We start from the raw sequence: 14,985 nt of genomic DNA, 5'->3' as shown, positions 1-14,985 counted from the left end.
TCCCAACACCTATATGTAAAACTGCTTATTTTTTACAATTCACTTTCTTTTTCTATTTTTTTATGTCTCTCCATTGATGCTCAAAATCCAATCCTCTTTTTCAAATTCGGAGACAGTGCTTTTCACTAAGTTATTTCAATATAGATTATTTTTATAATTGCCGGAGTTTGAACCGGAATGCCTCCACTGCATAGAGAACGGCCGCGCATACAGCTGTCCAGTTTGTTAAACCCTTACTGGCCGAATAACTGGCTAGCCGAGACCTGCTAGATGCTTGCTTTGCTGAGGCTTGGCAGGCAGTAGCGGAAAGCGAGCGGATTTCCGAATTCAACTGGAACTTTTTTCGAATAAAAAAAACTGCAGGCAAACCCGCTTTTCTTCGAGTTTGCCTGCAGTATGAACGATGCTGCCGTCAATTTTTACCCCTTTTAATCAGTTCCTGTAAATCATCCATTTTCTTTTCCATGATATCCAGTCTGGTTTTACGTTGCTTCATGGAACGGAAAAGAGATACGGTCCCAACGATGACCAGGATTAGAAATACAAGGCAAAACAATTGGTATATCATATCCGCAATATTAAAACCACTACTCACTATGTAATCCCCCTAAATGGCATTCTCAATATTCTATTATACACCAGGAAAAATGATCAATTTAACCTTTTTAAGGGGAATAGAGAATTAACTGTCACTTTTTTATGTTCCAAAAATTCATTCGTATATTGAATGTAGCTCTTTTTAATATCATTTCATGACCAGCTTTTATGCCAAACAAACCCAACAGTTCTTGAGCAGTACGGTTCAATGATCTTCAATTTTGCCGTTTATATATAGAAGAAACTTGTTTGAACTTGAGCTATATTAACTGTTATTTATCGTTCACTTTTAACTTTTATTAATTAAACGCACCTTTTCATAATCTTCTTGAACCGATGAACCCACATCTTTCTTTCCGCGTTTTTGCAAAAATAAAATATATATCAAATGAAAGGCAATGGCTACTGGAACACCAATATAAATAGTCAATTTAGTTCCTTCGTCAAATACTAAACTTATTAATACAACTAGATTAAAGACAAATGCCAAGATAGGAACTAAAGGGTAAAGTGGGGTCCGAAATTTCAGATCACTAACTTTTCCTCCTTCAGCTACATATCGTCTGCGGAAAAAATACTGAGATGCCGCAATACTCATCCAAGCCAACATGGATGCCATTCCTGCTACAGAAAGGATCCAGGTATAAATAGTTTCAGCCGCTACTTTTGAAACAAGAATGGACACACATGAGATTCCCATACTAGCCGTTAAAGCAAGTAAAGGCACACCTTTTTTGGTTAACTTTTGAAAGGATCTTGGTGCCATCTTAGAACTAGAAAGAGAGTATAACATCCTAGTTGTAGTATAAAGACCAGAGTTAGCAACAGATAGTAATGAGGTAATAATGACAAAATTCATAATATCGGCTGCATATGGTATACCGATGTTATCTAGTGCTGTAACAAACGGGCTGGCATCTGGCTGGATTTGTTGCCATGGAACTATAGAAACAACGATAATTATTGACAAAACAAAGAATAATATTATTCGGTAAGCAGTTTGATTTATGGCCTTAGGGATCGTCATCTCGGGATTTTCACTTTCACCAGAAGCAATTCCTATAAGTTCCGTACCGCCTAATGAATAATTAACAGCCATCATAGCAATAACTACTGCAAATATTCCATTAGGAAAGAAGCCAAATTCTGTTAAGTGTGTAAAATAAGGATCAGCTGGTTCACCCTCAATTGGTACAATACCAAAAATGACGGCTAACCCAATAAAGATAAAAGAGATTATAGCGATTACCTTGATACTCGCAAACCAGAATTCTGTTTCAGCAAAACTGCGTGCAGAAAGGGCATTTACAGAAAATAGTACAATTCCTGCAATTAACGACCAGATCCATGGAGAAATATCAGGGAACCACCTTTGCATCAGCGAACCTATAATGATAATTTCATAGGCTACGGTAGAAGACCAACCAATCCAATAAATCCACCCAACTGTAAAGCCTGTCGATGGATGTATGTATTTAGTCGCATAAGCTTGGAAAGATCCGGATACTGGCATTTCCACTGTCAATTCCCCTAAGCACAGCATAACTAAATACATAATAAGTCCGCCCATCATATAGGCTAAAACTGCGCCTATAGGGCCTGCCTGACTAATCGTAAAACCTGAAGCGTTGAAAAAACCTGCACCGATTACACCACCTAAAGCAATCATGAATAAATGGCGACTTTTCATTACCCTTTTGAGGCCTTGTTCATTATCTAATTCAGCCATAATACCCTCCTAAATTAAATCAGCCGTTTTATGCTGAACTAATTTTTTCATTTTCTTTTAATTCAGATATTTCCCTTGATACTACACCACTGAATTATAGTTAATGCAATAATTTCTGCAGATTTAAAAACTTTATCCAATTCAATATACTCATCTGGGAAGTGTGCCATTTCCGTTGTCCCTGGTCCAAAAACCACCGTTGGAATTTTCCCTACTTCTGTAAGTAATCCCCCGTCAGTTCCCCAAGGAGAGGCCTCTATCACGGGTTCTTCACCAGTAGTTTCTCTATATTGATGAACTAACGTATTCATCAAATCATGTTCAAGATCGATTTCCCCTGGTAGCCATCGAGCACCAAACCATTCTAAGACAGGCGGATTTTCCTTAAACCATGGGTCCAGGACTGATAGTTGTTGTAGACATTCCTTCATTTCACGTTGTGCATCTTCTATCTTCTCGTTAGGTGCTATACCCATTCTTCCCTCTATTTTCAGCAAATCAGGTACTGAAGATGGCCAGTTTCCTCCTGAAACAACTCCGATATTAATAGGAATGGGGATAGGGGTCTGCTCGTATAATGGATCATTAATACGTTGATTCCGGTTAAACTCCAAAGCCCTGATTTGCTCCGCTAGTACCATTGCTTTATCAAAAGCGCTTACTCCCTCATATCGTGTTCCCCCGTGGGCTGACCGTCCTTTGACAAAGATCCTAAACCACATGGATCCTTGCTGTTTAGGGAAAACTCTCATATTAGTGGGTTCAGTGATTAGTGCAGCATCAGCTTTATAGCCTTTTAGAATAGTAGATAAAGTCCCTGTTCCACCACTCTCTTCTTCTATAACACTTTGAAAAATAACGTCGCCTCTAAGCTTAATATCGAGTTGCAGAATGGCTTGTAAGGCTAAAATAAATGAAACTAGCCCACCTTTCATATCCGTAACACCACGACCGTACATTTTTCCTTCCTTAATCGCTCCACTATATGGATCATCTGTCCATTGTTCATGATCACCCTCAGGGACAACATCAATATGTCCGTTTAAGATTATGGAACGGCCACCGCCTGTTCCGGGTAGAACACCTACAACATTAGGACTTCCTGTAAAATCATCCCTTGACGAGCAAAAGTAGGGACTTTCGGTTAATTCTTTTCCACATGGCTCCCAGGCATCCACCTTTAACCCCATATTCGATAATACTTCAGTGATTATTGATTGCGCTTTTGCCTCATTTTTAGAAATACTAGGAGATTGTACAAGTCGTTGTAATAATTCTGTACCTTCTTCATAATGCTCTTTTAACCATGTTTGAATTTGTTCCTTGATTAATTGCAATACAGTTCACCTCGCTTTAATGTGGTTATTATGTTAGGTTTTCATATATGACGGTAAGCCCCATTCCTCCGGCCATACATAGCGTCACCATTCCATACTTTGTTTTGGTACGTAACATTTCATTCATTAGACTAACAGTTAGCTTAGCACCAGTTGCTCCAACTGGATGCCCCAATGCAATAGCTCCACCATTAACATTTACTTTTGAATAGTCTAACTCTAGTTCTTTAATAACAGCTAATGCCTGTGCAGCAAAGGCTTCATTAAGCTCAATCAAACCAATATCATCTAAAGTTAACCCGGCCAATTCCAGTGCTTTTTTTGTTGCTGGAACAGGTCCAATCCCCATAATGCCTGGTTCAACACCAGCACTGGAAAATGCTTTCACTTTTAACAAAGGTTTAATACCTTTTTGTATAGCTTTCTTTTTTGACATCATTAAAACTGCTGCTGCTCCATCGTTCATAGGGCACGCATTCCCAGCAGTGATTGACCCATCCGATTTAAAAACAGGTGGAAGATTGATTAATTTTTCTAGCTGAATATCCGAGCGTACAGACTCATCTGTCCTGAATAGGAAAGCTCCTTTCGTACCGGTGACCTGAATAGGGAGAATTTCATCTTTAAGATACTGATTTTCAATAGCCTGAACTGCCTTTTTATGGCTATCAAAGGCAAATTTATCTTGTTCCTCTCGGGAGATACCGTAAATTTGCGTTAAGCGTTCTGCCGTCATTCCCATATGTTCATTTTCCAATGAACAAATTAAACCATCAGTTAATAGGGCATCTTCCATTTCTACATTCCCAAACTTTGTCCCCCATCTGTTTTTAACTAAATATGGGACCTGACTCATATTCTCTACCCCACCTGCAATTACCACTTCTTCTTGACCGGCCTTAATCGTTAAGGCCGCGTTAGTAATTGCTTTCAAACTTGAACCACATGCCTTGATTACTACATGACCTGGAACACTCGTTGGGAATCCAGCTAATTGCGATGATATTCTAGCTGAATTCAATCCTCCCCCATGTACATAACCATGTCCAAATATTACTTCATTTACATCCGCTTTGGTAAGAGTGGTCTTCCCCATTAATCCCTCCAATATTTGTCTTCCCATTTCAGTTGCGGAAACACTTTTAAGGGACTTTCCAAATGCACCTACTCCAGTACGAACTCCTGATACGATGACGGCATCTTCCATTTCATTCACTCCTCAACTTTTCCTGTAGTTTTAAGTACTTTCAATTGTGCATCTGTATGTTTAATTACATCTTCCACCGTGTAAGGCTCCATAACTTCTTTTAACTCTAATCCTTGTGGCGTTACCTCGATCACAGCCATTTCAGTGATGATCAAACTAACACAACCTTTGGCGGTAAGTGGTAGTTTACATTCCTTCAGTATTTTCGATTTACCTTGTTTGTTTGTATGGTTCATCAATACAATTACCTTTTTAGACTTTTGAGCCAACTCCATCGCCCCACCCATACCAGGGACAAGTTTTCCAGGAACTATCCAATTTGCCAGGTCGCCTTCTTCGCTTACTTCAAGGGCTCCTAAAATGGTAACATCTAAACGGCCTCGCCGGATCATGCCAAATGCAGTAGCACTGTCAAAAAAGGAGGCTCCTTGAACCACAGAACAGGGATGACCACCGGCATTACATAAATTAGGATTAATATCACTCCTGTTTGGTGTCGGACCAGTGCCCAACACTCCATTTTCGGCATGGAATTGGACAGAAATATCCGATGGGATATAATCAGCAATTAATGTAGGAATGCCTATTCCTAGATTAACAATCATTCCATTTTCTATTTCTTTGGCAGCACGTTTAGCGATACGATGGCGATCTTCTACTCCCAAACCCATTTCCAATTCACTCCTTCACTTGGAATTACCATATCCACAAAGATTCCAGGGGTTATAATCGATTCTGGATCAAGTTCACCAACTTGAACAATCTCATCTGCTTCAACTATCGTAAAATCCCCCGCCATGGCAACTAAAGGGTTAAAATTACGTGCGCTTTTATCAAATACGAGATTTCCAAGATAATCAGCCTTTGAAGCATGAATTATAGATACATCAGCAGTTAATGCTGTTTCAATCAAATATTCCTGTCCATTTACAGTAATATGTGTCTTCCCTTCCTCAACAACCGTGGCTAATCCCACATCGGATAAAATACCGCCTAATCCCATACCACCGGCTCGAATACGTTCAATCAACGTTCCTTGTGGAGAAAATGTTACGTCCATTTCCCCCTTGTTCATTAATTGACCGGCTATTGGGTTGGAGCCAATATGAGAAGTAATTAGTTTCTTCACTCTTCCTGAACTAATCAACCTCCCAACCCCAACGTCCGGGAAACCTGCGTCATTACCTATTAAACTTAAATGTTTACATCCTTTATTCAATATCCCTTCTACAATGGTAGGGGGAGTACCAATGCCACCAAATCCTCCGTACATTAAGGAGCATCCGTCGGAAATTCTTTGAAGGGCAGCCTCTAAAGTACTTACCTTTCCTTGTTTAGACTTGGATAGTAGCATTGATCTTGCCCTCCATGTTGAGTTCACATTGCACTTCAATAATTGCTTCTTCTAAAATATCTACTAAACTATCAATTTCATCTTTTGTAATAACCAAAGGTGGCGAAATGATAATAGCATCCCCCATTCCATTAATGGCTCCTGACGCTGGGTAAACAAGTAACCCTTTTTCAAAGGCTTGTTTAATTACCCTATTTGTTACATTTAATTCAGGTGGATACGGGTTTTTCTTTTCACGGTCGGCTACAAACTCCATTCCAATTAAAAGGCCCTTTCCCCTTACGTCCCCAATCATTTCGCAAGACTTTAAAAGCGCTTTCAATTTACTCATAAGATATATCCCTTGTTCTTCTGCCTTTTCTACCAATTGATGTTCCTCAACGTATTTAATAACCTTTAGTGCAACTGCTGCAGATTGAGGATTGGCACTATAAGTATGACCTCCTATAATGGACTTAGATCCATTTAATATAGGTTCCATGACTTTATCACTGACTAGAGTAGCTGCCATTGGGGTATACCCTGAACTCATTCCCTTTCCTAGAGTAATAAGGTCTGGAGTAACATTCCAATGTTCTATTGCAAACATCTTCCCAGTACGGCCAATTCCGGTCATTACCTCATCTGCAATAAATAGGACGTTACAACGCTCACAAATCTCCTTGATTTTTTGATAGTAATTAGCTGGTGGAGTGATAGCCCCCCCAGATGCACCTATAATTGGCTCGGCAATAAATGCAGCAACACGTTCTTCCCCAATACGACTAATCTCCATTTCAAGTTCTTGAGCACAAAGAAGACCAAATTCTTCTTCAGTTAAATGATCAGGTCGACGATAAGTGTAAGGGGCAGATACTGAAGGATAATCAGCTAACATCGCTGCAAACCTCTGTCTTCTTAATATATGTCCTGACATGGATAATGCTCCCATTGTAATGCCATGATAACTAGTCCACCTAGATATAATGCGATCCTTTTGCGGTTGCCCTTTTTCTTGCCAATATTGTATAGCAATCTTCATCGCTGTCTCGGTCGCTTCTGAACCACTATTTACAAAGAATGACCAATTAAGATCTCCTGGAGCCAATTGACTCAATTTTTCTGCTAGTTTTTCAGCCGGTTCATTGGTAAATTGTGATCTATAAGAGAATGAAATTTTTTCTGCCTGTGCAAGGGTTTCTTTAATAATCTCCTGTACACCGTGTCCAATACTTACCGTTACAGCTCCAGACGACCCATCAATATATTTCTTACCGCCCTGATCATATATATATATGCCTTTTGCAGATGCAGCTATTGGATATTGCTGTCCTAATACCGGTTTAATTAAATAATCTCGTTCCTTCATCCATTACATCTCCCTCGGAATTATAAGAGTATATTAAAACTTTATTAAAATTTCTGACAGATAACAATTTGACAAACGTATGAAAAAATAGATGTTCCATTATACACCGCGTATAATGGATGATAGGATAAACGAAGTTAAATCATTAGGGGGCTATCTATGGCTATTCGGATTTCTGAAGCTTTGCAACTGCCTATCATGAAACAAACAAAATTAAAGGCTGGAAAAAAGGGGTTACAAAATTGGATCAAATGGGTAACTATTGTGGAGGTAATTGAAGATATCTATCGTTTACAGGATGGAGAGTTTTTGATCACAACAGGATTCGGATTAGGAGAAAATACGAAGAAACGTAAGGAATTCGAAAAGCTTTTATCCATCGGAAAACTTTCTGGAATAGCTATATATACAGGATTTTATTTAAAGGAAATTCCAAAATCATTTATTACCATCGCAGATGAATATGCCTTACCTTTAATTGAAATTCCAGCAAACATAAACTTTTCTATGATTACAAAAGAACTACTGGTACAAATTGTTAACAAACAAAGCCAAACATTTGAATATTCACTACGAATCCATCAGGATTTTACACGGCTTGTATTAGAACAACACGGATTTGACCCCATTACAAAAACCCTTCATGAAATAATTGATGCAAGTGTAATCCTTATAGCAAAAGATGAAATAATAAGTTCCTACATAAAACATGACTTCATTGATATTAACAATTTAAAAAATCTATATGAAAAACAAATGGATAACTACAAAATTAATAGTCAACCTATTATAGCTAATAAAAATACCTATGGAAGTCTACTCATTATAAAGGAAAAAAGGTTATCGGATGAATTGGATTCAATTGCAATTGAGCATGCCACTACTGTATTTGCGATTGAATTTTTGCGGAGGAAAGCAGTAGAGGAAACACAATTGAGGTTAACTAGTGACTTCCTCGAAGAAGTATTAAATCCTATAATCCCAAATAATAAAGATATGATCGAGAGAGGACGTAAACTGGGAGTAGACCTTACAAATCCACAAAGTATCATATACATTTATTTTCCATTATTGAAAGAGGAGAAAATAAAGGAAAAATACAATGAGTTAACCGAAATTATTCAATACACCATGGGAAAGTCAAAAATCCCCTTCCTCATGAGGACAAAATCCGATAGTGTCATTATTTTGGCGGAAGCAAAACCTGGATTAAATATTTTAGAGTTAGCTGAGAACCTCTTAAATAATTGGAATTCGACATTATCAAATGAACAAATAGCTATAGGTATTGGTAAAACAACTGCCGACGTTTATCAATTACACAAAAGTGCTGCTGAATCTGAGCAAGCAGCACGATTTTCCCAAATTCTATTTAAACCAAAATCCATAGTCCATTATAACGATTTTGGCGTATATCAATTACTCATTGAAATGAAAGAATCAGGGGTAGATTTAGAAGAGTTTTACCAAAAATACATTGGAAATCTACTTGATTCAAAAGGTATAGACCTCATTACTACACTTGAAGCTTATCTTTTTTTCAATCAAAGTATTAAAGAAACAGCAAGCGAGCTATATATTCATCGCCATACACTGAAATACAGGTTAGAACAGATACAGAAAAAAACTGGATTAGACCTAAACAATTATGATAATGGCATAAAGTTATACTTAGCTATTTTGGCATATAAGTTATTAAAATACCTTCAAATTAAGTAAGGTGAAACGGATTTAACAACCTTTCACCTTCTTGGGGAATATACATTTGATTCAAATAGTTTACCTATTAACTCACTAAAACCCTTCTATAATTGTCTGCAAATCAAATAGTAATTCTTATGTACACACTCACCGTTTTTAAAAACGGGAGTGATCGGTTGCCGGAAATGAATGGATTGATGCTTAGCATCTAGCCTCTTTTGGCCTGATCCAGCCCTTTAAAAAACGGTAAGGATCTTTAAGCCCATAAAGAGTATGATGTTCCAAGCTGTCGGCGATAGCCACTCCAGGCACTCGCTTTCCGCGGGCGATCCGGGAGCCACCTCGGTGCCTTACGTTCCAATCAACATTGCTTTGAAGTTTTAGGTAATGCCCCTTTTGACTACAAATTCAAACCGATAGCCATTGGCTATCGGTTGATCTTTTATCCCTCTATTTGTTGATCGTCGTCAATATCTCCTTGAGGCACGATTAATTCGTTATAGAATGCAGCCATTGTTGTTCCTGCATAAGGAATCAACCATAGTAAACCAATTCCCACCGTGAACATGCAAAGGATGCCCCACCCGATGAAGCTTAGGTGCATAAGGAAATACTTCCATTTCAAGCCCTTCATTCTTTTTCTGCTCTCTGTAATGGCTTCAAGCACCGTGTATTCAGGATGATCCTTCAATAAGAAAAACTGCTGCGAATAGGCGATAGCTTTGATGATACCTGGAATGATTAATAATAATGACCATAAAAAAATGAAAATTGCTTGTAAGATGGATGCCCCAATAAGCTTGAAAGAAGTTTTTCCATCTTTATAGATGGCGAATACTTCTGGAATATCAGGGTTTCCTTCCCTAACCAAATTCAGGTAGAACCAAGTGGTCGAAATGGTAAGCGGGATTAGGGCAATGGAAAAGACCATGCTGAAGATATCCGTCCATAATGGTGTTTCTTCCTGCATGAACCATTGTGAAAACCCACCGCTTCCAATCACTTCGACAATTAAAGGTAAAATAAGGTTGATCAAGAACAAGAGCAACATAAGCGAAATAGTTACTCCCCATTTACCTCCCAACGACTGAAGGGCTTTCTTCTTTAATTCTGAGATTCTCATACTCTGTTTTAACTCCCCTTTTTTAAATGGCGGAATTCTGAATATTCCTTTTTATTGTAAATAAGGATGGATTCAGAAAAACCACTATTTATTTGATGTATAAATCTCCTGTTGTATTTTAACATAATATTTCTGGTCGTGGGCTTAAATTCCTAGAAAGCACACATGGATAGAGTCAAACGGTTGAACCGATTTCGGGCAGCCATGATCAACTCCTTTCATACCCTTGGTCTACTGGCTTGTTTGTTCCATAACAGTTTATGAAGGGGAATAAGGCATTATGCGCTTCTAAATTAAAATACCTTCGCGAAACCATACCCTGTTAAGAGGGTATGGTTTCGCGAAGGCGCTTGTATTTATATTGGTAAAACGTCCTTTCGTTAATCTAGTTCTTTTTTCCTTCTCCCAGATAGGCCGGGCGCTCATTTAATTCTATCGTAAGATTTTTCGAACAGCATGGATAAAAATGTTAACACCGTACTCCATGGCATCTTCGTCAAAAGTAAAACGCGGATGATGGTGGGGATTGGTGATTCCCTTTTCCTTATTCCCAGCTCCTATCAAGAAATAATTGCTAGGTGCTTTCTGTTGGAAAGCCGAAAAGTCCTCAGCCCCCATCGTCGGTTTTTGATGGTCGACAGAATGTTCCCCATAAACTTCACGGACAGTTTCTTCAATGAGCTTGGTGACTTCATTGTCATTTATGACTGGCCGATATCCTGTTACATAGTTGAATTCATTCCGGAAAGGATTTTCGTCCAAGAAGCATCGCCGTATGACCATCATGACCGCAAGCATGCATGACACCTGGTGTTTTGGATTTAAAATCGAAAGAGTTCTCTTCCTCGATCGGCAGTGCATCCATATCTGCACGGATGCCTAATGTTTTTCCAGGCTGTGTACCAAGCAAGCGGGCCATTACACTGTATTTTGTCGGACGTGTAACTTCCAGGTTTCCAAATGACAACAGGGTGTCTCATATACGAATTGCGATGTCTTCTCTTCTTGATAGGATAATTCCGGATGCTGGTGAAGATGACGTCGCCAAGCAATCACATCTTCTCTTACACTTTTTAATTCCGGATATAACTTCAAACTTTGCATGACCATTTCCTCCTCAAATATGAATCTATCCATCCAGTAAATCAGCAAGTTGTGTACCAATAATTGATCTTCTGCAATTAACCATCCGGCTTCTTGAAAAATTGGATTTCAGCAAACCCTTTGCGCCTTAGACACTCAAACGGCAACATCGCTTCCAAGGCTTCCTCGCATGAAAGTGTAAAAATTTTCACCCTCTAGCGTAAAATTTTTTTTACTACTATTGAACATCCGTACCAAGAAAGGGAAAGGGACGAAAAGGAAACCTGCCCCTTTTCGTCCCTATTTTCCTATTTAGTTATCGTCGTTTCTTTTTGATAAACCAAAGAACCGCCCATATAGGTTTCTTCCACTGTAATCCTATCGATTTCCTCCGGTCTGATCGCCAAAATATCTTGGTCGAGCACAATGAAATCTGCATGATAGCCCGGAGTGAGCTGCCCGACATCCGGGATTCTCGTTATCTCCTGGGCGGCCCTTGTATATAGTGTAATCGCGGTAGGCACATCTACACGCTGATCCTTACCTGTGTCAGTACCGTCATAGGCAACGCGAGTTACGGCTGCCTTGATTCCAACGAACGGATTGACCGGATCGACCCATGCCGTTGCAGGTGCATCGGAAGAGAATGCCAGTTTAATGCCTGCTTCTAACATGGATTGGATGGGGTAGGTTCGCCTTGTGCGATCTGCACCCAGATTATTAAGGTAGCTTTCGATTTCGGCATATAAGAAGATTGGTTGGGGAACAAAAGCGATACCCGTTTCAGCTGCCCGCTGAAGTGCTTGCTTTGTAGGCATGGCTGCATGTTCGATCCTTATCGATGGACCATCCGTGATCCATCCCGTTTTTCCGTAAAAGGTATTCACGATCAAATCGATCGCTTGCTCCCCCATTGCATGTATGACCAATTGAATATTGTTTTTCCTGGCTGCCTCAGCTGCACTTAACAACTCTGCCTCTGATGTCATCTGTATGCCATGGTTCTTTTCTTCTCCTAAAAACGGCGGATCGACCCACGCCGTTTGACCCGACACGCTGCCATCCGAGAATAACTTAACCCCACCTATATGATTCTGGCTTTCTCTGTTTGTTTTACCTTTATCCAGGATCATATCGTTCTTCATATCTTCCCAAATATAGTATAAAACTGTGCGTTGCTTTAGGCCCTTTTCGCTTGCTGCCCTATACATATCCAAGTAATCGATCGGCTTGGTCCTTGCCAGGAGTTCAGTGATTGCCGTGATCCCGTGTGATAATAATTTGGGGCTCAGTTCGGCCAGAGTATCTGTTTCTTCTTCAAATGTTTGAACCGGCATCACTTTATTGACCAATTCTTTTGCATTTTCCCGTAATATCCCTGTCGGCTCCCCTTCTGAATCCCTGTCAATCTCCCCCCCTGCTGGATTTGGCGTGTCCTTCGTGATCCCGGCCAATTCCAATGCCTTGCTGTTGACGACGATAATATGGCCGCAGGTCCGGGTTATGACAACAGGAATGTCCGTTGTCGCCCTATCCAAATCGTAGCGTGAAGGGGACCTTCCTTCCGTCAATTTCCCTTCATCATATCCCCAGCTTTCAATCCAATCCCCTGAATTATGGGATTCACACTGTTCACGAACGGCCTTGATCAAATCCTCAATCGATTCAACGACAGGGGGCATACATGGAATTTGCTTGGCTGCCTTAGCTAAAAATAGCGGATGCAGATGTGCATCAATTAGTCCGGGAAGTACCCGCCGCCCTAGAAGATCGATCCGTTCCCCATTCATTCCATCTGTCTCTGACTGTTCTCCAACCCACTCGATGCGCCCATTACGAACAACCATGGCACTCGCATAAAGTTGTTTCGGGTTCGCTGTAAATATTTTTCCGTTTATATAAATAAAATTCATATTTCGTTTATTCGCATTCATACTTTCCCTCTCCTTAATAAGTAAAATCAATTTCACCCATTTATTACTATTTTTAAACTTATGCCCTTTCTCAGCATTTAAGATGAATGGTTTTCGCCATTCATGGGGCTAGAAGGAATTTCCTGAGCCTGTTTTCCGTGGATGAACGTTCCTGCCACGAATCCAAGTACCGCCGGAATGAGCCATGCAAACCCATACGAACTGAATGGAATGATGGAAATGAAATCATTCATGAATCCCATATGGAGGCCGATGCTTTCCAATGTTTCTAATAAACTGATGATGAAAGTTGCCAGGACCGCCCCCTTATAGGCTCCCGCGTTTGGTATGTATTTGCGGAAAACGCCAAGTAAGACAACCACAATCGAAACTGGGTAAATTCCCATGAATAATGGTACGGAATAGTCGATGATCTTTTCGACACCCATTAGACCCATCAACACTCCAGTGGCGCAAACGACGATCACCCAATTACGGTAAATCACTTTTTGCTTCGTCAACCCGCTAAGGAAGTCCGCTATCGAAGCGGTTATTCCAATCGAGGTGGTAAGGCACGCTAATGAGACCGCTATGGCCAATGCAATCGTGCCGTAATCTCCAAGCAGATTATAAACCAGGCCCGTCACCAGATGCGCACTCTCCATATCAGCAGGGAATAAACCGCTTCCTGTAGCACCGATATACAGAAGCCCCCCGTATATGATGAACAATCCCAAACCAGCCACTATGGTTCCATTCATGACAACTTTCTTCATTTTGGAAGGTTCGGCATAGCCTTTTGCCGCAATCGAACCAATGAAAACCGAGGCACAAAGAAGGCCCGTGAATACGTCACCCGTCTGATAAGCACTAAAAAAAGAGTGACCGAACGGATTTTGAATTTCCGTATTTACAGGCGCCCCCAATGGATCGAATGTTCCTTTGATGACGATAAAAAGAAGAATCGTGAACAGTGCAGGCGTTAGCACTTGTCCGACTTTATCAATGAGATTGGATCGATCGCTGGCAAAATAAAAATTCAATCCAAAGAAAATGATCATCGTCACGAAAGATGGTACATTCGGGAATAATGTATGAACCCCCATCTCATGAGTCGTAGCGGCCGTCCGGGGTACAGTGACGAGCATCGCAATCCCTATCATGACGACCAGATTGAATACCTTATAAAACCAGGGGCTTATCGGCCTTGTCAGTTCTTCAAATTTCCCTTTTGAATTCAGGACCGCCACAACTCCCAGTATAGGGAGTACGATTCCCGTAAGAATGAAGCCAACCAGCGCCACAAGCCAATCCGAACCTGATGCAAGTCCGATCGACGGAGGAAAAATCAGGTTGCCAGCCCCAAAAAATACGGCAAATAAAGCAAAACCAAAAATAAGGCTGTCACGTACTATCTTGTTTGTATTCATCCATTCACCTCTATTTTTTTATCACTCAATGAAGCCTCTTTTCATACGCCTATCCTAGTAATAAGCAAATACCGTGCCAATCTTAATAATATTTTAATAGTTTTTATCCATACTGACCTATGACGCTACATACAAGGCAAAAAGGGCCACGATTCTATTTAGC

12 protein-coding genes and 1 pseudogene are annotated in these 14,985 nt (G+C 40.1%); 1 reads left to right on the top strand and 12 read right to left on the bottom strand.

What is annotated here, in order from left to right; genetic code table 11:
* Positions 1-266: 266 nt before the first annotated feature.
* The 8 genes from ACQKFG_RS11560 to ACQKFG_RS11525 all read right to left on the bottom strand — a co-directional run bounded on the left by ACQKFG_RS11560 (position 267) and on the right by ACQKFG_RS11525 (position 7,572).
* The gene (locus tag ACQKFG_RS11560; RefSeq protein ID WP_427559021.1) at positions 267-416 is read right to left on the bottom strand and encodes a hypothetical protein; all 150 of its coding nucleotides are present in this window, start codon (positions 414-416) and stop codon (positions 267-269) included.
* Complete coding sequence (locus tag ACQKFG_RS11555) at positions 413-595, bottom strand: hypothetical protein (protein ID WP_427559018.1); 183 nt, start codon at positions 593-595, stop codon at positions 413-415. Before ACQKFG_RS11555 ends, ACQKFG_RS11560 begins: the two co-directional genes overlap by 4 nt.
* A 291-nt stretch (positions 596-886) precedes the next feature.
* The gene (locus ACQKFG_RS11550) at positions 887-2,326 is read right to left on the bottom strand and encodes an amino acid permease (protein ID WP_427559015.1); all 1,440 of its coding nucleotides are present in this window, start codon (positions 2,324-2,326) and stop codon (positions 887-889) included.
* 62 nt (positions 2,327-2,388) lie between these two features.
* Complete coding sequence (locus ACQKFG_RS11545; RefSeq protein WP_349727739.1) at positions 2,389-3,663, bottom strand: peptidase; 1,275 nt, start codon at positions 3,661-3,663, stop codon at positions 2,389-2,391.
* Between the two features lie 28 nt (positions 3,664-3,691).
* Positions 3,692-4,870 carry a thiolase family protein gene (locus ACQKFG_RS11540; RefSeq protein ID WP_427559012.1) on the bottom strand — a complete coding sequence of 393 codons (1,179 nt, stop codon included), beginning with the start codon at positions 4,868-4,870 and terminating at the stop codon, positions 3,692-3,694.
* A gap of 5 nt (positions 4,871-4,875) precedes the next feature.
* Positions 4,876-5,541, bottom strand: coding sequence for a 3-oxoacid CoA-transferase subunit B (locus tag ACQKFG_RS11535; RefSeq protein WP_427559009.1), 666 nt, complete (start codon positions 5,539-5,541; stop codon positions 4,876-4,878).
* Complete coding sequence (locus tag ACQKFG_RS11530) at positions 5,526-6,224, bottom strand: CoA transferase subunit A (protein ID WP_192206209.1); 699 nt, start codon at positions 6,222-6,224, stop codon at positions 5,526-5,528. The genes ACQKFG_RS11535 and ACQKFG_RS11530 overlap by 16 nt, the downstream gene beginning before the upstream one ends.
* Positions 6,205-7,572, bottom strand: a complete 1,368-nt coding sequence (locus ACQKFG_RS11525; protein ID WP_353872354.1) for an aspartate aminotransferase family protein — start codon at positions 7,570-7,572, stop codon at positions 6,205-6,207. The genes ACQKFG_RS11530 and ACQKFG_RS11525 overlap by 20 nt, the downstream gene beginning before the upstream one ends.
* A gap of 159 nt (positions 7,573-7,731) precedes the next feature.
* Here ACQKFG_RS11525 and ACQKFG_RS11520 point away from each other — a divergent pair, with 159 nt between their 5' ends.
* A complete protein-coding gene (locus ACQKFG_RS11520) occupies positions 7,732-9,291 on the top strand; it encodes a PucR family transcriptional regulator (RefSeq protein ID WP_427559006.1) in 1,560 nt (519 codons plus the stop codon).
* A 424-nt stretch (positions 9,292-9,715) separates the two neighbouring features.
* Here the strand turns inward: ACQKFG_RS11520 and ACQKFG_RS11515 are convergent, their stop codons facing one another.
* From ACQKFG_RS11515 to brnQ, 4 genes and pseudogenes are all read right to left on the bottom strand, one after another.
* Positions 9,716-10,396: a DUF975 family protein gene (locus ACQKFG_RS11515; RefSeq protein ID WP_342614358.1), complete on the bottom strand. Its 681-nt coding sequence runs from the start codon at positions 10,394-10,396 to the stop codon at positions 9,716-9,718.
* Positions 10,397-10,828: 432 nt separating this feature from the next.
* Positions 10,829-11,500: pseudogene (locus ACQKFG_RS11510) on the bottom strand (M20 metallopeptidase family protein).
* A gap of 287 nt (positions 11,501-11,787) precedes the next feature.
* Positions 11,788-13,413 carry an amidohydrolase gene (locus tag ACQKFG_RS11505; protein WP_427559003.1) on the bottom strand — a complete coding sequence of 542 codons (1,626 nt, stop codon included), beginning with the start codon at positions 13,411-13,413 and terminating at the stop codon, positions 11,788-11,790.
* A 77-nt stretch (positions 13,414-13,490) separates the two neighbouring features.
* On the bottom strand, positions 13,491-14,822 hold the full coding sequence (brnQ, locus tag ACQKFG_RS11500; protein WP_427559000.1) for a branched-chain amino acid transport system II carrier protein: 1,332 nt from the start codon (positions 14,820-14,822) through the stop codon (positions 13,491-13,493).
* Positions 14,823-14,985 lie beyond the last annotated feature (163 nt).

Origin of the sequence: Peribacillus sp. NPDC076916, assembly GCF_050269675.1 — a bacterium.
GTDB lineage: Bacteria > Bacillota > Bacilli > Bacillales > DSM-1321 > Peribacillus > Peribacillus aracenensis.
This window is presented reverse-complemented; position numbering and strand designations above follow the sequence as displayed.